The organism is Cupriavidus sp. TMH.W2, assembly GCF_050847365.1.
Taxonomy (GTDB): Bacteria; Pseudomonadota; Gammaproteobacteria; order Burkholderiales; family Burkholderiaceae; genus Cupriavidus.
The window spans coordinates 3,572,220-3,594,405 of sequence record NZ_CP193792.1 but is presented as its reverse complement, the minus strand read 5'-3'; the positions used below and the strand labels follow the sequence as shown (position 1 = coordinate 3,594,405).

General features: G+C 67.4%; 27 protein-coding genes and 1 tRNA gene. 20 read left to right on the top strand and 8 right to left on the bottom strand.

Annotated features, from left to right (window positions below; all coding sequences use genetic code 11):
- Positions 1-80: 80 nt before the first annotated feature.
- The 3 genes from ACREYQ_RS16605 to ACREYQ_RS16595 all read right to left on the bottom strand — a co-directional run bounded on the left by ACREYQ_RS16605 (position 81) and on the right by ACREYQ_RS16595 (position 1,313).
- On the bottom strand, positions 81-371 hold the full coding sequence (locus tag ACREYQ_RS16605; protein ID WP_432258600.1) for a type II toxin-antitoxin system RelE/ParE family toxin: 291 nt from the start codon (positions 369-371) through the stop codon (positions 81-83).
- Entirely contained in the window at positions 368-652 is a 285-nt protein-coding gene (locus ACREYQ_RS16600) for an antitoxin of toxin-antitoxin stability system (RefSeq protein WP_432258599.1), read from the bottom strand. Before ACREYQ_RS16600 ends, ACREYQ_RS16605 begins: the two co-directional genes overlap by 4 nt.
- Before the next feature lie 97 nt (positions 653-749).
- Positions 750-1,313: an N-acetyltransferase family protein gene (locus ACREYQ_RS16595; protein WP_432258598.1), complete on the bottom strand. Its 564-nt coding sequence runs from the start codon at positions 1,311-1,313 to the stop codon at positions 750-752.
- Positions 1,314-1,486: 173 nt separating this feature from the next.
- Between ACREYQ_RS16595 and arsC the strand changes: the two genes are divergently transcribed.
- Complete coding sequence (gene arsC / locus ACREYQ_RS16590) at positions 1,487-1,846, top strand: arsenate reductase (glutaredoxin) (RefSeq protein WP_432258597.1); 360 nt, start codon at positions 1,487-1,489, stop codon at positions 1,844-1,846.
- A gap of 89 nt (positions 1,847-1,935) precedes the next feature.
- Here arsC and ACREYQ_RS16585 read toward each other — a convergent pair whose 3' ends face one another.
- The 3 genes from ACREYQ_RS16585 to ACREYQ_RS16575 form a co-directional block, all read right to left on the bottom strand.
- On the bottom strand, positions 1,936-2,163 hold the full coding sequence (locus tag ACREYQ_RS16585; protein WP_432258596.1) for a hypothetical protein: 228 nt from the start codon (positions 2,161-2,163) through the stop codon (positions 1,936-1,938).
- 207 nt (positions 2,164-2,370) lie between these two features.
- Complete coding sequence (locus ACREYQ_RS16580) at positions 2,371-3,027, bottom strand: exonuclease (protein WP_432258595.1); 657 nt, start codon at positions 3,025-3,027, stop codon at positions 2,371-2,373.
- A 4-nt stretch (positions 3,028-3,031) separates the two neighbouring features.
- Positions 3,032-3,682 carry an MBL fold metallo-hydrolase gene (locus ACREYQ_RS16575; protein ID WP_432258594.1) on the bottom strand — a complete coding sequence of 217 codons (651 nt, stop codon included), beginning with the start codon at positions 3,680-3,682 and terminating at the stop codon, positions 3,032-3,034.
- A gap of 281 nt (positions 3,683-3,963) precedes the next feature.
- Between ACREYQ_RS16575 and ACREYQ_RS16570 the strand changes: the two genes are divergently transcribed.
- Positions 3,964-4,704 (top strand): septal ring lytic transglycosylase RlpA family protein, encoded by a 741-nt coding sequence (locus ACREYQ_RS16570; protein ID WP_432258593.1) that lies wholly within the window; start codon positions 3,964-3,966, stop codon positions 4,702-4,704.
- An 87-nt stretch (positions 4,705-4,791) separates the two neighbouring features.
- Here ACREYQ_RS16570 and rsmI read toward each other — a convergent pair whose 3' ends face one another.
- Entirely contained in the window at positions 4,792-5,700 is a 909-nt protein-coding gene (gene rsmI / locus ACREYQ_RS16565; protein WP_432258592.1) for a 16S rRNA (cytidine(1402)-2'-O)-methyltransferase, read from the bottom strand.
- Positions 5,701-5,718: 18 nt separating this feature from the next.
- Between rsmI and ACREYQ_RS16560 the strand changes: the two genes are divergently transcribed.
- From ACREYQ_RS16560 to ACREYQ_RS16475, 18 genes are all read left to right on the top strand, one after another.
- Positions 5,719-6,129, top strand: coding sequence for a YraN family protein (locus tag ACREYQ_RS16560; RefSeq protein ID WP_432258591.1), 411 nt, complete (start codon positions 5,719-5,721; stop codon positions 6,127-6,129).
- Positions 6,130-6,193: 64 nt separating this feature from the next.
- Complete coding sequence (locus ACREYQ_RS16555) at positions 6,194-6,781, top strand: phosphoheptose isomerase (RefSeq protein WP_432258590.1); 588 nt, start codon at positions 6,194-6,196, stop codon at positions 6,779-6,781.
- A 53-nt stretch (positions 6,782-6,834) separates the two neighbouring features.
- The gene (locus tag ACREYQ_RS16550) at positions 6,835-7,716 is read left to right on the top strand and encodes a BON domain-containing protein (protein ID WP_432258589.1); all 882 of its coding nucleotides are present in this window, start codon (positions 6,835-6,837) and stop codon (positions 7,714-7,716) included.
- A 168-nt stretch (positions 7,717-7,884) separates the two neighbouring features.
- On the top strand, positions 7,885-8,277 hold the full coding sequence (locus ACREYQ_RS16545) for a c-type cytochrome (RefSeq protein ID WP_432258588.1): 393 nt from the start codon (positions 7,885-7,887) through the stop codon (positions 8,275-8,277).
- Positions 8,278-8,289: 12 nt separating this feature from the next.
- Positions 8,290-9,555, top strand: coding sequence for an FCSD flavin-binding domain-containing protein (locus ACREYQ_RS16540; protein ID WP_432258587.1), 1,266 nt, complete (start codon positions 8,290-8,292; stop codon positions 9,553-9,555).
- A 129-nt stretch (positions 9,556-9,684) separates the two neighbouring features.
- Entirely contained in the window at positions 9,685-10,575 is an 891-nt protein-coding gene (locus ACREYQ_RS16535) for an EamA family transporter (RefSeq protein WP_432258586.1), read from the top strand.
- Positions 10,576-10,623: 48 nt separating this feature from the next.
- Positions 10,624-11,043 carry an ArsR/SmtB family transcription factor gene (locus ACREYQ_RS16530; protein WP_432258585.1) on the top strand — a complete coding sequence of 140 codons (420 nt, stop codon included), beginning with the start codon at positions 10,624-10,626 and terminating at the stop codon, positions 11,041-11,043.
- A gap of 126 nt (positions 11,044-11,169) precedes the next feature.
- On the top strand, positions 11,170-12,519 hold the full coding sequence (gene soxC, locus ACREYQ_RS16525; protein WP_432258584.1) for a sulfite dehydrogenase: 1,350 nt from the start codon (positions 11,170-11,172) through the stop codon (positions 12,517-12,519).
- A complete protein-coding gene (locus tag ACREYQ_RS16520; RefSeq protein WP_432258583.1) occupies positions 12,503-13,540 on the top strand; it encodes a c-type cytochrome in 1,038 nt (345 codons plus the stop codon). Before soxC ends, ACREYQ_RS16520 begins: the two co-directional genes overlap by 17 nt.
- Before the next feature lie 117 nt (positions 13,541-13,657).
- The gene (locus tag ACREYQ_RS16515) at positions 13,658-13,984 is read left to right on the top strand and encodes a c-type cytochrome (protein ID WP_432258582.1); all 327 of its coding nucleotides are present in this window, start codon (positions 13,658-13,660) and stop codon (positions 13,982-13,984) included.
- A 155-nt stretch (positions 13,985-14,139) separates the two neighbouring features.
- Positions 14,140-14,595 carry a thiosulfate oxidation carrier protein SoxY gene (gene soxY, locus ACREYQ_RS16510; RefSeq protein ID WP_432258581.1) on the top strand — a complete coding sequence of 152 codons (456 nt, stop codon included), beginning with the start codon at positions 14,140-14,142 and terminating at the stop codon, positions 14,593-14,595.
- A 49-nt stretch (positions 14,596-14,644) separates the two neighbouring features.
- Complete coding sequence (gene soxZ, locus ACREYQ_RS16505) at positions 14,645-14,956, top strand: thiosulfate oxidation carrier complex protein SoxZ (protein ID WP_432258580.1); 312 nt, start codon at positions 14,645-14,647, stop codon at positions 14,954-14,956.
- 94 nt (positions 14,957-15,050) lie between these two features.
- A complete protein-coding gene (locus ACREYQ_RS16500; RefSeq protein ID WP_432258579.1) occupies positions 15,051-15,512 on the top strand; it encodes a DsrE family protein in 462 nt (153 codons plus the stop codon).
- A gap of 73 nt (positions 15,513-15,585) precedes the next feature.
- Positions 15,586-16,413 carry a sulfur oxidation c-type cytochrome SoxA gene (gene soxA / locus ACREYQ_RS16495; protein ID WP_432258578.1) on the top strand — a complete coding sequence of 276 codons (828 nt, stop codon included), beginning with the start codon at positions 15,586-15,588 and terminating at the stop codon, positions 16,411-16,413.
- Between the two features lie 19 nt (positions 16,414-16,432).
- On the top strand, positions 16,433-17,095 hold the full coding sequence (soxX, locus tag ACREYQ_RS16490; RefSeq protein WP_432258577.1) for a sulfur oxidation c-type cytochrome SoxX: 663 nt from the start codon (positions 16,433-16,435) through the stop codon (positions 17,093-17,095).
- Between the two features lie 5 nt (positions 17,096-17,100).
- Positions 17,101-17,607, top strand: coding sequence for a TlpA disulfide reductase family protein (locus ACREYQ_RS16485; RefSeq protein WP_432258576.1), 507 nt, complete (start codon positions 17,101-17,103; stop codon positions 17,605-17,607).
- Positions 17,608-17,668: 61 nt separating this feature from the next.
- Complete coding sequence (gene soxB, locus ACREYQ_RS16480) at positions 17,669-19,390, top strand: thiosulfohydrolase SoxB (protein ID WP_432258575.1); 1,722 nt, start codon at positions 17,669-17,671, stop codon at positions 19,388-19,390.
- Positions 19,391-19,464: 74 nt separating this feature from the next.
- Positions 19,465-19,540, top strand: a tRNA-Ala gene (locus ACREYQ_RS16475).
- A gap of 261 nt (positions 19,541-19,801) precedes the next feature.
- Here ACREYQ_RS16475 and ACREYQ_RS16470 read toward each other — a convergent pair.
- On the bottom strand, positions 19,802-21,865 hold the full coding sequence (locus ACREYQ_RS16470) for a hypothetical protein (protein ID WP_432258574.1): 2,064 nt from the start codon (positions 21,863-21,865) through the stop codon (positions 19,802-19,804).
- Positions 21,866-22,186: the final 321 nt, after the last annotated feature.

The window sequence follows — 22,186 nt, the reverse complement described above, 5'->3', positions numbered from 1 at the left end:
GCCGGCAGGCGCCGGGCTTTGCCGGGCAAGACGCCACGGAGGACTCCGTGGCGTCTTTGTTTTGGCGGGCTGCTGTTCCGCTACTCCGGATGCTCGACCGGCGGCCAACAGCGCGACGTATGTACCAACGCGAGCACCAGCACTGTATCGCCTTCGATCTCGTAGATCAGGCGATAGTGTTCGTGGACCACGAATTCGCGAGTGCCTTGCACGCTGCCAGCTGGCGCCAAGACGGGGAACGCGCACAAGCGCTCCGCAGCTTGGAGAAATCGTTCATCCAGGCGAGCAGCCGCTTCGAGGTCATCCTGGGCGATGAACTCGAAGATGAGTGTGCGATCGCGCCGTGCCAGTGCTGTCCAGACAGCCCTCAAGCGCGCCGTCGGGCCGCAGCGCGCCAGGCTGCAAACTCGGCTTCGACCTGTTCCCCGGGAATGCCGCCCGCCTCGCGCATCGACGCGCGGGAAGCTTCAACCTTGCTGTGCAGGAATGCCTCGTAGTCGCGCGTCTTGCCGCTGCGATCGAGGTACTCGCGCACCAGGTCCTGGAAGGCTTCTGACGCAGTACGCCCCTGCGCCGTTGCTTTGGCGATGAACGCGTCACGCAGCTGGGCATCCAGCGTGACCGTGAGTTTGGCTTCTTCCGACACAAGCATGTCCAAGGTCCTTGTAATGACGAAGTATAGGCATTGTCGATACCAGGACACCTGCGTGCCTATGGGACACGTCTGAACTTGCCGCAGCCGATTCCGCCTACTCCGGCAGCGTCGCCGCCCCCGTCCCCAGCACACGCTGCATCATCACCGTATCGATCCACTGCCCGTGCTTGAACCCCACCGCCTCGAGCCGGCCGACGGTGCGGAAGCCCAGCCGTTCATGCACGGCCAGGGAGCCCGCGCCTTCGCCGCCGGCGGTGCAGGCGACCACGGCGACCATCTGGCGCCAGGGACCGGTCTCGCAGCGGGCGACCAGCTCGGCCAGCAGGGCCTGGCCCAGGCCTTCGCCGACGCGGCGGTGGTCGATATAGATCGAATCCTCGATGGCAAAGCGGTAGGCGCTGCGCGCACGGTAGGCCGACGCATAGGCGTAGCCCAGCACCTCGCCGTCGCGCTCGGCGACAAGATAGGGCAGGCGCTTGCGGTGCACCTCGGCAAGGCGCAGCTGCATCTCGTCGACGCTCGGCGGCACTTCCTCGAACGAGGCACGGCCGTGCAGCACGTGGTGCGCGTAGATGGCGTGGATGGCGGGGACGTCGGCGGCGGTGGCGTCGCGCAGGGTGAAGGGTTTGCGCGTGGCGGTAAGGGTCGTGGAGGTCATCGGGAATGGTGCCCTATGCAAGGACTTGGGGCAACGCAGGATGCGTGCCGGGCACTTGCACCAGCGTGATGCTGCGCGAGGCCCGGTGTCTTGTATATAGTGCGGATTGATTTGCACCGCATTAGTGCCAACGCCCCGGGGCGGGGCACGGCAACGACAAGAAAGGACCTGCCATGATCACCATCTACCACAACCCCCGCTGCTCCAAGTCGCGCGAGACGCTCGCCCTGGTCCAGGCCGCCGCCGGGCGGCTGGGCGAACCGGTGGAAATCGTGGAATACCTGAAGCAGCCTCCGTCACTGTCGACGCTGCGCCAGCTGCACACCCTGCTGGGCGTGCCGGTGCGCGAGATGCTGCGCGCAAACGAAGCGCCGTATGCCGAGCTGGGCCTGGACGATCCCGGCCTGACCGAGGCCGAACTGCTGGCAGCCGTGGCTGACAACCCGATCCTGCTGCAGCGCCCGGTGGTAGTGCGCAACCGCCGTGCCGCAATCGGCCGCCCGCCCGAGAACGTGGCGCCGCTGCTGGCCTGAGCCAGCCTGGCCCGGCCCGAAATAGAACCGGCCCCCACGGTGAGTGGGGGCCGGCCGGTGCTTGAGGCAAACAGCTTCAGGCGGGTCGTCTAATGAACACCCAGCCAGTGCATGGCCTCCTGACCGAAAGCGATGGCCGCCAGCACCACCAGCAGCACCACCAGCGTCACGGTGCTGATGTACAGCGTCGCCTTGGCGACTTCGGCGTCCTCATCCGAGGTGTGGCGATGGGTAATAGGTGTGTCGCCCCGCGTGGCATGCGGCCAATGGATCCGGCCGGCCAGGTCTCTCAAGTGCAGGTCGGTGGGAAAACGCATGATCGACACCTCCTCGGCAGGCGCCGCGCGGTCCGGGCAATATGGATCAAGCGGTATATGGCGTGGTTGCGCAAGTGCGCCGGATAGTCATGGCTCATTTCGCCCGGTACGCCATATCGCTGTCTCTACTATAGACGCGCTGGTGCCAGTTGCGAGCGCCGGTCTGCAAGGGACGTGCCGCCGCCGCTGATGCGCCGCAGCAAGGGTTCAAGCCTGATCGGGCGAAGGTGAGGACTCGCTAGCATCGGCAGCAACGCCAGGCGCCATGGCGGCCAGCGCGGCTTCGCGCTCGCGCAGCGCGCCCAGCATGTTGCAGAACAGCGCACCCTGTTCGAGCGCGTCGTCCAGTGCCACGTGGGTGTGCGGCAGCGGATCCATCCATTCGGCCGGGAGCGCCGCCTTGACGGTCTTGCGATAGGGGCGCCCGGTCAGTGCAAAGCCCAGCGTCTTGATGTCGAGCGCGGCCCAGCCAAAGGGCGAGCGCCCGGCAAAGCGCATCATGTACCAGAACATCCAGGTGAAATCGAAGCCCGCCGGAAAGGCGACGAAGACCGGCTTGCCGGGCAGGTTCTCGACCCATTCGACATAGCGCACCATGGCGTCCTCGGGCCGCTGCAGGTCGCGCCGGCAGGCGCTCCAGGCTTCGGGCTGGGTTTGCCACCATTGCATCTGCACCGGGTGGCCGGCGGCGCCGGGCAGGGTCTCGAGGTTGGCCGAGAAGGTGTCGACCACGGTCTTGTCCGCCAGCATCGCCGCCGACGCGAACGACAGCATCGAGTGCGGGCCCGGGATCGGGCCGTCGGCCTCCACGTCGGTGCTGACGTAGATTTCCGGACGGGTGTCGGGCGCCTGTCGCTTGGCCATGGCCTCAGCCCGCGTCGATCAGGTGGTCGGCCACGAACGGGTTGTTGCGGCGTTCCTCGCCGAAGGTCGAGACCGGGCCGTGCCCCGGAATAAAGGTCACATCGTCGCCCAGCGGCCACAGCCGCGTGCGGATCGAGCGGATCAGGTCGGCATGGTTGCCGCGTGGGAAGTCGGTGCGGCCGATCGAGCCGGCGAACAGCACGTCGCCCACCACCGCCAGGCGGTTGGCGCGCGAGAAGAACACCACGTGGCCGGGCGTATGGCCGGGGCAGTGGTAGACCTCCAGGGTCTCGTTGCCGAACTGCACCGTATCGCCGTTTTCCAGCCAGCGGTCCGGCTCGAAGCTCTCGGCCTGGCCAAAGCCGAAGCGGCGCGTCTGCTCGGGCAGTTGCTCGATCCAGAAGCGCTCGTCCTGTTGCGGGCCTTCGATCGGGATGCCCAGTTCGCGCGAGAGCGCCGCGGCGCCGGCGCAATGGTCGACGTGGCCATGTGTGAGAAAGATCTTCTCCAGCGTCACGCCTTGCTCCTTCACGGCCTCGCGGATGCGGTCGAGATCGCCGCCGGGATCGCAGACCGCGGCGCGGCCAGTGCTTTCATCGATCAGCAGCGAACAGTTCTGCTGGAAGGGCGTTACGGGAATGAGCAGGACTTTCATGGACGTGTTCTTGTGGTCCGGGCGAGGATCGTCAGGGTGCGCCAGACTGGTCCGCCGGTCGGCGGCGGGTGCCCAGCATTGTAGCGCCCGGCGCCGCCGCACTGCCCGGATGCGCACAGTGTGCTTTATGGGATACCCCATGCCAAGCAGCGACCCTGTGGGGGTAATCCCTTGCTACAAGCGGGATTCCGGCCAATTAGGCCATGTTGGTGCGAAATCGCACAGATTTCGTAACAAAATGAAAGAGATAGTCGTAAAGAGTCAATGTTAGACTGCCGCCCATGCTAAGGATCTCCGCTCTCACCAAGCGCTGGCAACAGCTGGCCAAGCTCGGCGCATGCACCGCATGCGCCGTGGTCCTGGCCGCATGCGCCACGCCGCCTGAAAGCGGTAATGCCGGCAACGATACCGCCGGCGCCGTGCCGACGCGCGCCGCAAAGAACAGCAAATCCGACAAATCCGCGCGTGCCCCGGATAGCGGCAGCGGCAGCTGGAACCTGTTCGGCTATGACCCGGATGCAGGCCGCAGCGGCAGTTCCCTTGATGGCCTGCGCGCCGACATCGGCACGTTCGAGCAGCGTGGCGTTGCTTCCTGGTACGGCAAGGGCTTCCATGGCCGCAAGACCGCCAACGGCGAACGCTTCGACATGCGCGCCATGACCGCCGCCCATCCGTCGCTGCCGCTCGACAGCTGGGTGCTGGTGCGCAATCTGCGCAACGACAAGGTGGCCGTGCTGCGCATCAATGACCGCGGGCCGTACCACGGCAACCGCGTGCTGGACGTGTCCTACGGCGCCGCGCGCCGCCTTGGCTTTGTCGATCGCGGCGCAACCAACGTGGAAATCCGCCGCCTGACGCGCACTGAAGTGGCTGCGCTGGGTCCGCAGGTTGATGCCGGCGGCACCGAAGCCGGCGACGGCAGCGGCGACGACGACGTGTCGGTGCCGGAACTGGCCAACTCGCTCGCGCCTGCCAAGGCGCGCAAGGCCAGCGGCAAGACGGTCAAGCGCAAGCGCCACTGACGCGAGCAGCGCCGCCGCATGCCGCCGCGCGCTGACACCTCTCCCTTACGTTTCTCTCCCCAGGCCCGCATCCCCGCGCGGGCCGCGTCAGTCCTCTGCCTGACCGGCGCGCTGCGCCAATGCCAGTTGATAGAGCGCATCGGTGCCCGCACCGGTGATCGCAGCCGCCAGCTTGGCGGCACGCTTGGCCGGCAACTCGGCCAGCAGCAGCGCCAGCACGCGCTGCGCTTCGGCATCCGGCAGGCCATCCGCGGCGGCCGCGCTGCCGGCGCCTTCCACCACCAGCACGAACTCGCCCTTGGCCCGGTTCGGGTCGGCCGCCAGCCAGGCCGGCGCCTGTGCCACCGGCAGCACCGCAATGTCCTCGAACAGCTTGGTCAGCTCGCGCCCGACCAGCAGCCGGCGCTCGCCCGGCAGGCCGGCGGCCAGCGCGGCCAGGGTGTCGGCGATGCGGTGCGGCGCCTCGTAGCAGACCCAGGCGTGGTCCAGCGCGGCCAGGCGGGCGATCGCCTCGGTGCGCGCCTTGGGTTTGCTGGGCAGGAATCCGACAAAGGTGAAGCGGCCCTCGCCGGCATCGAGCATGTCGCCCGCGACCGACAGCGCCGCCACTGCCGCGCTGGGGCCGGGCAGGGGCACCACCGGATGGCCGGCTGCGCGCACCGCCTCGACCAGCCGTGCGCCCGGGTCGGAGATGCCCGGCGTGCCGGCGTCGGAGACGTAGGCAATACGCTCGCCCGCGGCCAGGCGCGTGGCGATGCGGCCCGCGGCCTCGCGCTCGTTGTGCTCGTGCACGGCCACCAGCGGCCGCTGCAGGCCGACGCGCGACAGCAGCTGGCCGGTATTGCGGGTGTCCTCGCAGGCCACGGCGTCGGCCAGGCCGAGCACATGCAGCGCGCGCAGCGACAGGTCGGCGACATTGCCGATGGGCGTGGCCACGACGTAAAGGGTGCCGGCCGGGTAGGACTGGCTTGCCGCCAGGGAGATCCAGTCACTCATGCTTGAGAACTTCCGTTGATGCGATCATTCAAATCCACCACGCAGGTGCCAACCGGGCAGGTGCAAAGCCGGCAGGTACGCGGTGCGCAGGCAGAGGACCGGGCCCTGGCACACCTGCGGCGCCAGGGCCTGGAGCCCGTGGTACGCAATTATCGCTGCAAAGGCGGCGAGATCGACCTGGTCATGCGCGCGCCGGACGGCACGCTGGTGTTCGTCGAGGTGCGCCAGCGCAGCGGCCGGGGCTTCGGCGGCGCCGCGGCCAGCGTCACGCCGGCCAAGCAGCGGCGCGTGCTGCTGGCGGCGGCGCACTACCTGGCCACGCTGGCCAGGGTGCCGCCGTGCCGCTTCGACGTGGTGGCGCTGGAACCCGGCCGGCTGGACTGGCTGCAGCATGCGTTTGACCTGGATGCCGCCGGGGCTGGTTCATAATGCGCGGCAGACCCTTTACCGGCGATCCACGGATCGCCACGGCAACAACAAGGCCCCCAGAGCCATGAGTATCGACAGTATCCAGCAACAGTTTCTAGACAGCGCCGAGACCAAGCGACAGGCCGCCGCGGTGATGGCCCCCGATATCGACATCGCGGTGGAACGCATGGTCGGCGCGCTGACCAGCGGCAACAAGATCCTGGCCTGCGGCAACGGCGGGTCCGCGGCGGATGCGCAGCACTTTGCCGCCGAACTGGTCGGGCGCTTCGAGCGCGAGCGCCCGGGCCTGGCCGCGATCGCACTGACTACCGACAGCTCGATCCTGACGGCGATCGGCAACGACTACGACTTCAGCAAGGTGTTTTCCAAGCAGGTCGAGGCCCTCGGCCAGCCCGGCGACATCCTGCTGGCACTGTCCACCTCGGGCAACTCGGCCAACGTGATCGCCGCCATCGCGGCCGCGCGCCAGCGCGAGATGGCCGTGATTGCGCTGACCGGCAAGGGCGGCGGGGCCATCGCCGGCCTGCTCGACGAATTCGATATTCACCTGTGCGTCCCGAGCGAGCGCACCGCGCGCATCCAGGAGGTGCACCTGCTGACCCTGCACTGCCTGTGCGACGGCATCGACGAGGCACTGCTCGGGGAAGCCTGAGCCTGGCCACTTCCAATCCTCCACTCCTAACATCCAGCCACAGCAAGGACCGCATGACGAATCTGCCCCCTACGCAAGCCTCCCGGAACGGCGCCGGCGCGCGCCATCCTTCCCCGACGTCCACCACTTCCGCCGCCTTCGGCCTGGGCCGCGCCAGCCTGGCCGCGGCCGCCGTGCTGGTGTGCGCCACCCAGCTCGCCGGCTGCTTCCCCGTGCTTGCCGGCGCCATGGGGACCGGCGTGGCGATGGCCACCGACCGCCGCCCGACCGCGACCCAGACCGTTGACCGCGGCCTGCAACTCGAGGCCGAGAGCACCATCAACTCGCGCTACAACGGCCAGGCCCGCGTCAGCGTGACGGTGTTCAACCGCAAGGTGCTGCTGACCGGCGAAGCCAGCAACGACAACGTCAGGCAGCAGATCGAGCAGTATGTGCGCGGCCTGCAGAATGCGCGCGTGGTGATCAATGAGCTCGAGGTCGTCAACTCGCCCGGCTTCATGACCCAGAGCCAGGACGCCTACCTGACCAGCAAGGTCAAGACGCTGCTGGTGACCGCCGAGGGCGTGCCGTCCAATTCGATCAAGGTCACCACCGAGAAAAGCGTGGTCTACCTGCTGGGCGTGGTCACAAGCGCCGAGGGCGACCGGGCCACGGATGTGGCGCGCAATGCCTCGGGCGTGACCAAGGTGGTCAAGGCCTTCGACTACATCAACGACGCCGAGCGCGCGCGCCTGGATGCGGCCTCGACCTCGCAGAACCCGTCGTTAGACGGCAGCGTCGGCACGCCGGCGCCGGTGCAGTCGGTGCCGGGCGTGGGCGGTCCGGTCGATGCGCCGGCCAGCGCCACGCCGGGCGCCGCGGGGGCCGCAACCGCCCCGGTCGCGGCGCCGGTCACCTCGCCCGTGGCGCTGCCGCCGGGCCGCAACCTGCCCTGAGCGCGCGCCCCGTTTCGTTTACCGGGGCCTGTCTCGACGGCGTCCGCTCATGCGGACGCCGTTTGTCCTTCTGCGGATTTCACCGCACACCGCTGCCGACCGATGTGCTACGGTTGCCACGCCGGCCGCCCAGCGGCACCCCGCGCCGGCCCCACACGGAGCCAGACCATGACAACCATCTCCCGGGCCGCTGCTGGTTTGCGCAGACCGCTGAGGCTGGCGCTGCTGGCGGCGGCGCTGTGCGGCGCCCAGCCGGCGCTGTCGGCCGACCCTGCCAAGTCGCCCTCCTTGCCCTCCGCGACCGCTGCCCCTGCCACCGATGCCGCGCTGCGCGCGCGCAGCCAGGCCGCCGCCTGCACCAACTGCCACGGCCCGGCCGGGCGGGCGCCGGCAGGCAGCACGATCCCGCCATTGGCCGGCCGCCCGCAGGCGGAGCTGGCCGCGCAGATGCAGGCCTTCAAGGCCGGCACTCGGCCGGCCACGGTGATGCACCAGATCGCCAGGGGTTACAGCGACGACCAGATCGCCGCGATCACGGCATGGTTTGCCGCCGTGCGCTGACAGGGGAAAGCCATGCAAAGACGAAGCTTCCTGGGCGCCGCCGGCGCCGCAGTACTGGGTTCGGTCGGCGTCAGTGGGGCGCGCGCCGCGGCCCCGGCCAGGGTGGTGGTGGTGGGTGGGGGCTATGGCGGCGCCACCGCGGCGCGCTACCTGCGCGAGTGGAGCGGACAGGCCATCGAGGTGACGCTGGTCGAACCGAGCCCGGCCTTTGTTTCCTGCCCGCTGTCGAACCTGGTCATCGGCGGCAGCCGGCAGCTCGGCGACCTCACCGTGCCCTACGACGCGCTGGTGCGCCGCCACGGGGTGCGGCTGGTGCGTGACACCGCCGTCGCCATCGACCCGGCCACGCGGACCGTGCGCCTCGCGGGCGGCACCACGCTGCCTTACGACCGCCTGCTGCTGTCGCCCGGCGTCGAGATGATGAGCACCGCGCTCCCCGGCCTGAAGCAGCCCGGCGGCGACCAGATCCTGCACGCCTGGAAGGCAGGTCCCCAGACCGCCGCCCTGCGCCGCCAGCTTGAGGCCATGCCGGATGGCGGCACCTATGCCATCAGTGTGCCGCTGGCGCCGTACCGCTGCCCGCCGGGCCCGTACGAGCGCGCCTGCCAGGTCGCGCACTATTTCAAGCAGCACAAGCCGCGCAGCAAGGTGCTGATCCTGGACGCCAACCCGGACATCACCTCCAAGGCCGGGCTGTTCCGCCAGGCCTGGGCCGCGCAATACCCGGGCATGGTGGAATACCGGCCACAGCACGAAGCGGTCGATGTCGACCCGGCCACGCGCACGCTCAAGTTCGAGGTGCAGGACGATGTGCGCGCCGACGTGCTCAACGTGCTGCCGCCGCAGCGCGCCGGCGCCATTGCCGTGTCAGCCGGGCTGGCCACGGCCAACGCCAGGTGGTGCGAGGTGGACTTCCTCAGCTTCGAGTCGCGCGCCGCGGCCAATATCCATGTGATCGGCGACGCCATCCAGATCGCGCCGCTGATGCCCAAGTCCGGCCATATGGCCAACCAGCACGGCAAGGTGGCGGCGGCGGCCCTGGTGGCGCTGCTGTCGGGCCGCGCGCCGGACCCGGAGCCGCTGTACAACAATACCTGCTACAGCTTCACCTCCGACCGCGAGGCGGTGCACGTGGCCAGCGTGCATCGCTATGACGCGGCGCAGAAGACCATGGTCACGGTGCCGGGCTCGGGCGGGCTGTCGCCGGCGCCGACGGCGCTGGAAGGCGACTATGCGCTGGCGTGGGCTAAGGGGATCTGGGCGGAGATGCTGGGGTAGGCGGCAGCGTTGCGCGGGCGGCGCGGCGCTGCCTTCACAAAACCGCAAGAATGTGCAATGCCGCGCGGCCCGGCGCTGCTACCCTCGGTGTTCCCACTGACACGCAGCCCGCCCGGGCACCGCCGCCCCATGCAAGCCAGAGACCGTCTCCTCGCCCTCGCCATCGTCTGCGTCTGGGGCGTTAACTTCGTTGTCATCAAGGTCGGGCTTGCGGGTGTGCCGCCGATGCTGCTGGGGGCGCTGCGCTTCCTGCTGGTGGCGTTCCCGGCCATCTTCTTCGTGCCGCGCCCGCGCGTGCCATGGCGGCTGTTGCTGGCCTACGGCGCCACCATCAGCCTGGGCCAGTTCGCCTTCCTGTTCTATGCCATGGCGGTCGGCATGCCGGCCGGACTGGCCTCGCTGGTGCTGCAATCGCAGGCCTTCTTCACGCTGACCATTGCCGCGCTGTGGCTGGGCGAGCCGGTGCGCTGGCACAACATCGCGGGCATGGCGGTAGCGGCGGGCGGCCTGGCGCTGATCGGCGCCGGCGCTGGCGGCACCGGGGGCATGAGCGTGGCGGGCTTCGTGCTGACGCTGTGCGCCGCGTTCTGCTGGGCCAGCGGCAATATCGTCAGCAAGAAGATCGGCCCGGTGGATTTACTGGGGCTGGTGATCTGGGGGGCGCTGATCCCGATCGTGCCGTTCGCGCTGCTGTCGCTGTGGGTCGAGGGCCCGGCGCGTATCGTGCAGAGCGTCACTCATGTGTCGGGCATGGCGGTCTTCGCCGTGGCCTACCTGGCCTTCGCGGCGACGGTGTTCGGCTACACCATGTGGGGCCGGCTGCTGACGCGCTACCCGGCCAGCCAGGTGGCGCCGCTGACGCTGCTGGTGCCGGTGGTGGGGCTGGTGTCGGCGCATGTGCTGCTGGGCGAGGACCTGTCCGGCGCGCAGTGGGCAGGCGCCGCGGTGGTGATGGCCGGGCTGCTGCTCAACGTGTTTGGCCAGCGCGTGTGGGCGGGCAGGGCGCTGGCGCGCCGCTGATCCGGACGCACAGCATGATGCTGTGCCGCATCAGTGGGTAAACACTATATGCGCATTCACGCATATACGAATATATTGGACGGCATGGAAGAGCTGGATCGCGTATTCGAAAAGGTATCGGGCTACTTCAGCCTGTTGGCGGAGCCGACGCGGCTGAAGATCCTGCACGCCTTGTGCGATGGCGAGAAGCCGGTCAGCACGGTGGTCGAGACGGTGGGTTCGTCGCAGACCAATGTGTCGCGGCATCTCAACGCGATGTACCGCTCGGGCGTGCTGTCGCGCCGCAAGGAGGCGAACCTGGTGTTCTACGCCATTGCGGACGAAAGCGTGATCGAGTTGTGCCGCACGGTCTGCGTGCAGGTGGCAAGCCGGCTGGAGGACAGCGCCTTGCCCTCCGGCGTGGTCGACCGCTTCATGGCACAGCCGCCACCGGAGCCGCCGGCGCGCAAGCGCCGCACGGCAGGCTAGGACACTAACCGCGCCACCACTCTTCCGGCAGCAAGCGGATGGCCGCCGCACCCGTTGCGGCGCCCCGCACATCAGGCACGCCGACCGGTCAGACCGACCGTGGCGGGCGCGCCGGAGGAGACCGACTTGCAGGAACGGAACCGGCCCGGGCGCATCGTGTCCGCGCCCGAGCACTTCGTCAGCGCATCGCTGCAGCAAGACATCGGCCGGCACGGCCTGGACGCGCCGCGGCGCGACTTCCTGCGCAAGAGCTTCCTGGGCGCGGCGGCGGGGATTGCCGCCGTCACGGCAGGCCGCCGCGCGCTGGCGGCAGAGGGCGATCCCGCCATCCTGCAGCCGCAGCCCTGGGCCACCTCGCTGGGCCAGCCGGTGGCGGCGCGCCCCTACGGCCAGCCCTCCGAGCATGAGAAAAATCTGGTGCGGCGCGAGTCGCCGGGCCTGACGCGCGTGTCGGCGGCATCCGTGGCCTTTGCCCCGCTGCAGGGCTTCTTCGGCATCATCACTCCCAACGGCCTGCATTTCGAGCGCCACCACCAGGGCTGGCACGATATCGACCCGGCCCGCCACCGCCTGATGATCAACGGCCTGGTGCGCACGCCGCGCGTCTACACCATGGACGACCTGATGCGCCTGCCGGCGGTGTCGCGCATGCATTTCATCGAATGCGGCGCCAATACCGGCATGGAGTGGGGCAACGTAGCCGTGCCCACGGTGCAATACACCCACGGCATGCTGTCGTGCTGCGAGTTCACCGGGGTGCCGCTGCGGGTGCTGCTGGACGACGCCGGCGCCGACCTGCGCCGCGGCCGCTACCTGCTGGCCGAAGGCGGCGACGGCTCGTCGATGACGCGCACCATCCCGATGGAGCTGGCCGACGAGATCATCGTCGCCTGGGGCATGAACGGCGAGATGCTGCGCCCGGAGAACGGCTATCCGCTGCGGCTGGTGGTGCCGGGCGTGCAGGGGGTGTCGTGGGTCAAGTGGCTGCGCCGGCTTGAGCTGGGGGACCAGCCCTGGAACGCCAAGGACGAGACCATCCACTACGTGGACATGATGCCGGACGGCAGGCTGCGCCAGTACACCTCGATCCAGGAGTGCAAGTCGGTCATCACCACGCCCTCGGGCGGGCAGCAGCTGGTGGGCAAGGGCTTCTACAACATCAGCGGGCTGGCCTGGTCGGGGCGTGGGCGCATCCGGCGGGTCGATGTCTCGACCGACGGCGGGCGCAACTGGCGCACCGCGCGGCTGGAGGCGCCGGTGCTGTCCAAGTGCCTGACGCGCTTCAACCTGGACTGGGTCTGGGATGGCGCCCCGGCCATCCTGCAGAGCCGGGCCATTGACGAGACCGGCTACGTGCAGCCGATGCTGGCGCAGTTGCGCGCGGTGCGCGGCACGCGCTCGATCTACCACAACAACGCCATCCAGAGCTGGCAGGTGGCGGCAGGCGGCGAGGTGTCCAATGTCCATGTGGGCTGAGTTCAGGACCCCCGCCGCCCTGGTGCTGGCCGCCGGCTGCGCCATCCCCGCATGGGCCGGCACGGCCGACGCGCGTGCGGCACTTGGCCGCACGGCCACGCCCGCGGAAGTCGCCGCGTGGGACATCGACGTCCGTCCCGACTTCCAGGGCCTGCCCAGGGGCAGCGGCACGGTGGCGCAGGGGCAGAAGATCTGGGACGGCAAGTGCGCGTCGTGCCACGGCGACTTCGGCGAATCCAACGAGGTGTTCTCGCCGCTGGTCGGCGGCACCACGGCCGAGGACATCAAGCGCGGCCGCGTGGCCGGCATGACCGGCAACCAGCCGTACCGGACCACGCTGATGAAGGTCAGCACCGTCAGCACGCTGTGGGACTACATCCATCGCGCCATGCCGTGGAACGCCCCCAAGAGCCTGAGCGTGAACGATGTCTATGCGGTCACCGCCTACCTGCTCAACCTGGGCGAGATCGTGCCGGCGGACTTCACGCTGTCGGACGCCAATATTGCCGAGGTCCAGCGGCGCATGCCCAACCGCGCCGGCATGACCACCGACCACGGCATGTGGCCGGGGCGCGGCCGGCCGGACACGCACAACACGGCCTGCATGAAGGACTGCACGGACCGGGTCGCGGTGGTCTCGTCGATCCCGGACTACGCCCGCGATGCCCACGGCAACCTGGCGCAGCAGCAGCGCCCGTTCGGCCCGGTGCGCGGGGTTGGCGCAAGCGGCGTGGCAAACGAAAGTGCCGCATCGGGTGCCTCCGCGCCGGCGGCGCCGGGCGCGCGGCTGGCCAGCCAGTATCAGTGCGTGGCCTGCCATGCGATGGACCGCAAGCTGGTGGGGCCGTCGTTCGCCGACATCGCCGGCAAGTACAAGGGCCAGGATGCGCATGCCGCACTGGCGCGCAAGGTCAAGGCGGGCGGGCAGGGCGCATGGGGCAGCGTGCCGATGCCGCCGCAGCCGCAGATCCCGGATTCGGACGTGCAGGCCATGGTGGGCTGGATTCTTGAGGCAAAATAGCGGACTGGCCGTCGCAGTGCCCCCAGGCAGCGGCCAGAGTGTGCCGCGAAGCCACCGCAGCACGGCCCAGCGGCATTTGCCGTCCCCACGGCTTTACAGAGCTTGGAGAGCTTAACAATGAAGCAGTTTGTCATCGCAGCGCTGATGCTTGGCGCCGCCGCATCGGCCCACGCGGTCGATGCCGCCAAGGCACAGGAAATCGCCAACAAGAACGCCTGCATGGGTTGCCACCAGGTCGACAAGAAGCTGGTCGGCCCTGCCTTCAAGGACGTGGCCGCCAAGTACAAGGGCGACAAGAACGCCCTGGCGACCCTGACCAAGAAGGTCAAGGCCGGTGGCTCGGGCGTCTGGGGTCCGGTGCCGATGCCCGCCAACGCGGCGGTCAGCGACGCCGACCTGAAAACCGTGGTCGAGTGGGTGCTGGCAGGCGCCCCCGCCAAGTAAGACCGACTGCCATGGCGGGCAGTCCGCCGATGCACCGGACCGGGCGGTGAACGCCGCTCGGCCTGGGACAACCAGCGGCCGGCCATGTACCGGCCGCATGCAACACCCTGAAGCGGTCCACGACCGACTGGAACGGAGTAGCCGGAGAGCAAACAATGAATTCCAAACGACGAGAAGTGCTGCGGGTCACCGCTGTCCTGTCGCTGATGGCCGCCACCGGCCTGATCAGCGAAGCGCAGGCGGCCGAGTGGAACAAGACCGCCTTTGACGGCAAGAGCGTTGCCGACGCGATCAAGGCGCTCGGCGGCAACGGCACCGAAAAAAGCACCGCCATCACCTTCACCGCCCCCGATATCGCCGAGAACGGCGCCGTGGTGCCGGTGGCTGTGACCAGCAATATCCCGGATACCGAGCAGATCGCGATCCTGGTCGAAAAGAACCCCAACACCCTGGCCGCCGACTTCGTCATCCCGGCCGGCACCGAGCCGTTCGTCTCCACGCGCGTGAAGATGGGCCAGACCTCGGTGGTGCATGCCGCGGTCAAGGCCGGCGGCAAGTGGTACGTGGCATCGAAGGAAATCAAGGTCACGCTGGGCGGCTGCGGCGGCTGACGCCGCGCCCCGGACCAGGATTTCCGCCAAACTGCAACAGGAGAGACATATGGCAGACCCGATGCGCGTACGCGCCACCGAAAACGGCGGCGTGGTTGACGTCAAGATTCTGATGAAGCATGACATGGAGACCGGCCAGCGCAAGGACGCGTCCGGCAAGGTCGTCCCGGCCTGGCATATCCAGACCGTGACCGCCCAGTGCAAGGGCAAGGAAGTGTTCCGCGCCCAGTTCGGCCCGGCGGTGTCCAAGGACCCGTTCCTGAACTTCAAGTTCAAGGGCGGCGCCAAGGGCGACAAGGTCAGCGTGACCTGGATCGACAACAAGGGCGACAAGCGCACCGACGAAGCGACCATCGCCTGATGCCGCTTGAAGCCGTTTCGCGGCCGGCAGTGCACGCCGTCCTCTGCTAAGGTTCGGGACGGATGCCGGGACTGGCCCGGCGGGAAGGAACAACATGCGGCGAGCATTTATTCGAGCATCGGCGGCACTGGCCGCCATCGGCCTGAGCGCCAGGGCGGCGGCGCAGGCAGCCCCGTCTGCCGCGCCGGCTGGCAAGGGCGGGCGCGTGAAGGTGGTGTACCAACTGTCCGAAGGCATCGACCAGGCCGTGCGGGCCATGGGCAACCTGCGCAACCACCTGAACGCCGCGCCGGACACCAGGATCGTGGTGGTGGCGTTCGGTTACGGCGTCGATTTCCTGGTCGAAGGCGCCAGGGATGGGCGCGGCAACACCTTTGACGGGCCGGTCGGCGCGCTGGCCTCGGCCGGGATTGAGTTCCGCGCGTGCCGCAATACGCTGACCGCGCGCAAGATCCCGGAATCCAGCCTGTTGATGGAAGCCAGGGTAGTGCCGGCCGGCGTGGTTGAGATTGCGCGCCTGCAGGCCGAAGAAGGCTACGCCTATATCAAGCCCTGAGCCGGGCGGCGCAGCTTCCGGCAATACAAGAGAGAACGGCCCGCCATCGTGCGAGGCCGCGAGGAGAAGCCCCATGAACACCATCCGAAGCCTGGGCCGCCGCGCCGCGCTGGCCGCGGCCGCCACCGCGGCGGTGGCCGGTGCTGCCGCCGTGCATGCGCAGGGCAGCACCGCCGACGAAATCGCCAAGTACCGCCAGATGCTGGCCGAAGGCAATCCGGCCGAGCTGTGGGAGGCCGCCGGCGAAGAGCTGTGGAAGAAGCCCGCCGGCCCGAAGAACGCCTCACTGGAACAGTGCGACCTGGGCAAGGGCCCCGGCGTGACCAAGGGCGCCTACGCCGAGCTGCCGCGCTACTTCAAGGACGCCAACAAGGTGATGGACCTGGAGCAGCGGCTGGCGTATTGCCGCGTGACGCTGCAGGGGCTCACCAAGGAAGAGGCAACGAAGAACCCGTTCTCCTCGTCGGGCAAGCCTTCGGATATCGAACGACTGGTGGCCTACCTGACCGGCGAGTCGCGCGGCGTGAAGATGAACGTGCAGCTCAGCCATCCGGACGAAAAGCGCACCTATGCGCTGGGCGAGAAGATGTTCTTCTACCGCGGCGGTGCCTACGACTTTGCCTGCGCCACCTGCCATGCGGTGGACGGCCAGCGCATCCGCCTGCAGGACCTGCCCAACCTGCTGACCGACAAGGGCGCGCAGGCGGCCTACACCACCTGGCCCGCCTACCGCGTCTCGCAGGGCGAGGTCCGCACCATGCAGCACCGCCTGTACGACTGCCTGCGCCAGCAGCGCTTTCCCGAACCCGCGTATGGCTCGGACGTGATCACCGCGCTGACCATGTTCCTGGCGAAGAACGCCAACGGCGGGACCTACGATGGCCCGGCGATGAAGCGCTGACCGGTACGGGAGACACCACATGCAACGACACCATCAAGCGCTGGCCATCGCGGCCCTGGCCACCCTGCTGGCAACCGGCGCTCAGGCGCAGGACAGCACCAAGGCTCGCGCGCCCAAGGGCAAGCCCGCCGCCGTCAGCGACGCCGATATCAAGCACCTGATCGAGGACTCGTTCTCGTCCCGCGGCCCGGTCACGGTCGAGGGCGTGCTGCACCAGGACGGCATGCAGCAGGCCTGCAGCCAGTACCCCGACCGCACCAAGGTGCCGGCAAAGGTGGCCAGGAAGGTCGAGGCCGCCGAACTCAGGCAGATCAAGTACCCGGCCGACGGCAAATGGCTGGGCGACTGGAAGGAAGGCGAGAAGATCGCCCAGAACGGCCGCGGCATGCAGTTCACCGACCAGGTCGGCGGCACCAATGGCGGCAACTGCTACGCCTGCCACCAGATGACCAAGGCCGAGATCTCGTTCGGCAATATCGGCCCGTCGCTGTACCAGTACGGCAAGCTGCGCGGCAACTCGCAGGATGTCATCAAGTACACCTGGGGCAAGATCTGGGACTCCAGCGCCTATGCCGCCTGCTCCAACATGCCGCGCTTCGGCCACAAGGGCATCCTGACCGAGGCCCAGATCCGCGACGTGATGGCGCTGCTGCTCGACCCGGCTTCGCCGGTCAACGAGTAAGCCCGATGCGCGCGCCTGCCGTGCTGCCGCGCTGGCTGCTGGCCTTCAGCCTGGCCGCGAGTCTGGCCGGTGTAGCGTCGAGCGCCGCGGCGCTGGAGGTCGGCGACACCGTGCGCCTGCCCGACGTGCGCACGCTCGACGGCCGCACGCTCAGCGCCGCCTCGCTGGCCGGCAAGCCGCTGGTGGTCGAGTACTGGGCCTCGTGGTGCCCGTTCTGCGCGATGCAGAACCCGCGCCTGCAGAAGCTCCATGAACGCACGCGCGGCACGCCGCTGCAGGTGCTGGCCATCAGCATCGACCGCGACCCGCGCGAAGCCGCCGGGTACATGAAGAAGCACGGCTACACCTTCCCGGCGACGATGGATTCGCCCGCGCTGCAGGCCGTGTTCGGCAAGCGCAAGGGGCTGCCGGAACTGTACGTGATCGACGCGCGCGGCCGCGTGGTGCAGAAGGAAGTGGGCGAAATGCTCGAAGACGAGGTGGCGGCGCTGGAGCGGTACGCGCGGCCATAGCCAGGCGATGGCGGACGCCCCGCGCCACGGGCCGACCGCCGCGCCAATTCCAGGAAGAGACATGAACCGACGCGAGTTCCTGCAGGTGCTGGCCATCGCCGGCGCCGGCGGCATGACGTTCCCCCATCAAGACGCGCACGCCGCGCAGGCCGCCGAGGCCATGTATGACCTGCCGCGCTTCGGCAACGTCCACCTGCTGCATTTCACCGACTGCCATGCGCAGCTGCGGCCGGTGCATTTCCGCGAACCCAATGTCAACCTCGGCATCGGCGAATATGCCGGCAAGCCGCCGCACCTGGTCGGCGAGGCGCTGCTGCGCCACTACGGCATCCGCCCCGGCACGCCGCAGGCGCATGCGTTCACCTATCTCGATTTCAATGAAGCCGCGCGCCGCTACGGCAAGGTCGGCGGGTTCGCCCACCTGGCCACGCTGGTGCAGCGGCTGAAGGCGGGCCGGCCGGGCGCCTTGCTGCTCGATGGCGGCGACACCTGGCAGGGCTCGGCCACCGCGTTGTGGACCAAGGGGCAGGACATGGTCGATGCCGCGCTGGCGCTGGGCGTGGACGTGATGACCCCGCACTGGGAGATGACCCTGGGCGCGGAGCGCGTGAAAGAGATCGTCGACAAGGACTTCAAGGGCAAGGTCGCCTTCCTGGCACAGAACATCAAGACCAACGATTTCGGCGACCCGGTGTTCGATCCCTACGTGATCCGCGAGATCAACGGCGTGCCGGTGGCCATCATCGGCCAGGCGTTCCCGTACACGCCGATCGCCAACCCGCGCTACTTCGTGCCGGACTGGACCTTCGGCATCCAGGAAGAGAACCTGCAGCAGATCATCGACCAGGCGCGCGGCAAGGGTGCCCAGGCGGTGGTGCTGCTGTCGCACAACGGCATGGACGTCGACCTGAAACTGGCCTCGCGCGTGCGCGGGCTCGACGCCATCCTGGGCGGCCACACCCATGACGGCGTGCCCGCGCCGGTGCCGGTGAAGAACGCCGGCGGCACCACGCTGGTGACCAATGCCGGCTCCAATGGCAAGTTCCTCGGCGTGCTGGACTTTGACGTAAAGGGCGGCAAGGTCGCCGATTTCCGCTACCGGCTGCTGCCGGTGTTCGCCAACTACCTGCCGGCCGACCCGGCCATGGACGCGCTGATCACCAGGGTCCGCGCGCCCTATGAGCAAAAGCTGGGCGAAGTGCTGGCCGTCAACCGCGGCCTGCTTTACCGCCGCGGCAACTTCAACGGCACCTTCGACCAGCTGATCCTGGACGGCCTGATGCAGGCCCAGGGCGCGCAGATTGCGTTCTCGCCGGGATTCCGCTGGGGCACCACGCTGCTGCCGGGGCAGGCCATCACCATGGAGCACCTGATGGACCAGACCGCCATCACCTATCCCTACACCACGGTGACGCAGATGAGCGGCGAGACCATCAAGACCATCCTGGAGGACGTGGCCGACAACCTGTTCAACCCCGACCCGTACTACCAGCAAGGCGGCGACATGGTACGCGTGGGTGGCCTGCAGTACACCATCGATCCCACCGCCGGCATGGGCAAGCGCATCAGCGACATGCGCCTGGCCGGAAAGCCGCTGGAAGCCGGCAAGACCTACAAGGTGGCCGGCTGGGCCCCGGTCGCCGAAGAGGCGCGCCAGGCCGGCGGCGCGCCGATCTGGGACGTCATGGCGCAATGGCTGCGCAGCACCCGGGAAGTCAGCGCCCGCCCGCTGAACCTGCCTCGCGTGCGGGGCATGGACGGCAATTCAGGCATGGCGGCGTGATGTTGCAGAGGCCCCGCAAGGCACGGGCCGAGGATTGAAGGCCGCGGCCCAAGTAGGCTACAATCCTCCGCGATGGGCCGATAGCTCAGCTGGGAGAGCGCTGCGTTCGCAATGCAGAGGTCGGGAGTTCGATCCTCCTTCGGTCCACCAGAATATTTCAGGAAAGGCCGGGAAACCATTTAATGGCTTCCCGGCCTTTTTTGTTTCTGGAAAGCCGGCGTGCCAACTGAGCCGCAAGCGGCCAATGCGCCACGCGGCGTGGCAGGTGTCGCCTTGCATCCCGGCCAGATGCTGGGTTCCTAAACAAGAAAAAGCCCGCGCGGCGCAAACCGTGCGGGCCAAATCAGCTGTGCAAACGCTTCAGGAGCGCGGCGCGCAGTTTAACCGGCGCGCTTCGTACTCCCCCTGCGCTCAGGGTATATTGCTCTGGGTGAAGTTGAACGGCTTGCCGGCCACTGCATAAGCACCGCCAAACTCGAACAGATCATTACCCGTCTGACCGATACCGATATTGAGCGGCGTATTTCCGCCCTGCAGGGAAATCGGAGCATAGCGATAATTCATCACCTGCTTGCCTGCATAATCGGTCAGCGTAATCACGCTGGTCAGCAACGGGCTTTGCTGGGTTTCATCAACCGTGATCGGATCGACGATGCGCGAGTCCTGCAGCGTCTTTTCGATCGTCAAGTTCACCATATCCACAAGCTGGACCTTCTGCTCACCACGGGAAACCACCCAGAGTTTGGTGTTCGAGTTGCCGAAGGAGTCACGGTTCACGTTGTAGGCGAAACTGGTGGGGTTCTTGCCGACCTGGAGAGTGGTCACCTCTTTGATCAGGGCCGGATCCAGGTTGGTACCCGACTGAACACCTGCCACCGAGATCGCATGAATCACGCCGTCTTCGGTTGCAACCCAGGCCTGGCCGGGGTTTGCCAGGATCGACACCTTAACGGCCGTGGGCTTTTGAGCCAGGCTCATGGTCTTGATGACGGTTGGCGCGTAGTTGTCCGTGGCAAACGTCTGCGGCCACTGCGTGTCACCCAGGCCGGTGTTGGACAGGGCCGATTGCAGATCGGCAAAGCTGCCTTCGAAGTAGGTATTGTTGACCTTGTCAAAGAGCGGCTTCAGGTCGAGGAACACCACCTTCTTTTCGGACTTGGAAATCACTGCGGCAACGCCGGAACGCGAAATCAGATTGGCGTTCGTGCCACCCTTTGCAAAGCTCTTCTGATTAGCTTGGCTGGAGGCCGGATTCAGTTCGTTCTTGTTCTTGCTGGCACCGCCGCTACCGCTCGGGTCAAACAGCCAACCCTGGGTATTGTTGTCTTGCATGACGCCAAAATCGGTGACCGCGGAAATATCCGTCGGCGCCACCATGCCAGGCAGGTCAACATAGCCGAGGACCTTCATGAACACGAAATTGGAGATGTTTCGCAGGCCCGGGTAGAGGCCCGGCCACGACAGCGCGTCAGCCGCCGGGTTGGTATCGTACGGTCCGCCCACCTGGCTGCCGTTCGAAATACTGCCGAGTGCGATCACTGCTACCTGGCCCTTGAGATTCACCGTGTCCCAGATCGTGACAAGGGCGAACTCGGAATTGTTCGTGATGGCAATTGCCGTAGGCACCTTGCCAGCGGGCAGCTTCACTGAGGCGGAGTGCGAAGCGGTGTTGCTGCCGACCGACGCGATCAGGCCATTCTGAAATGCAACCAGCGCTTGTGCGCAGTCATGCTCACTGCATCGGCCCATGGCAATGGGTTGCGTGGGCAATGCACCGCCGTTGGCGGGAATGTGGTTTTGCAGTTGCGGATCGGTGGTGGCGTTGTCATAGAACCACGCGGTCTGAGGCTTCTCGGTTATCACGCCGGCGCTCAGATCCAGGGACAACAGGGGCGTGACGCCGGGGTCCGAAGCATTGTCGGAGCGGTAGACGACGTCACCCATATTGCTGCCGTAATCGTTTCGGCCGCAATCAATCCCGCCCAGCTGGTAAATGATGCTGGTGCTGGTATCCATCGGATTGCCGGGGAATTCCTGCTGGTAGCAGGTATTACCATGCGGATAAAAGGTATTGCTGCCGGGCTGCCAGTAAGTCTTGACCGCTGCGGCTGCCGAATTACTCGCACCGTACCGATAAGCAATGGCCTTGTCGCTGCTGTAGTCAGAAGCAATGGCGACATATTCAGCCGCATTCAGATTGCCGGAAGCGTCGAAGATTGCATCCGGACCCTGGGCAGTTGCCGTTGTCGTCGCCGTAGTCGTGCTCGTCGACGTCGTCGGAGATGTGGAATTGCGGCTCGACCAACGGCTGGCATCGGTCGCAGAAGAACTGCCCGAGGATGCGTCGTCTCCGCCGCCGCCGCATGCCGAAAGCACCACAGCGGCGCAGGTAGCGGCCAGGATGCTGACTGCGTAGGAATTACGCGCTTTGCGCGCTTGGGTTGAGGTATTCGCGAGTAATTTTGTCCCAGTCATTGATTTATGAGTAACTTGATAAATTGAAAGTGCACAAACATCCCCACACCCAGGCAAACGCCTGACGGCGGGGTGCGCGACGAATTGCAGTGGCAGAAAAAGCGAATCGGGTTAACCCGTCGGAGTAAACCCAGCAGCGGCGATACTAGGGGCACGTGTTGGACAGCGTACAGACAAGTAACAATGGGTTACGTGTGATTTTCCGGCACAGCACCTGTGCACTGATGCGGGGCATGTATGCGATCTAGCGATTACTCGCGCATGGATCACATGTAAGGAATTGTTCGGCTTGTGGACGGCATTCCGCGCGGGCTAATATCA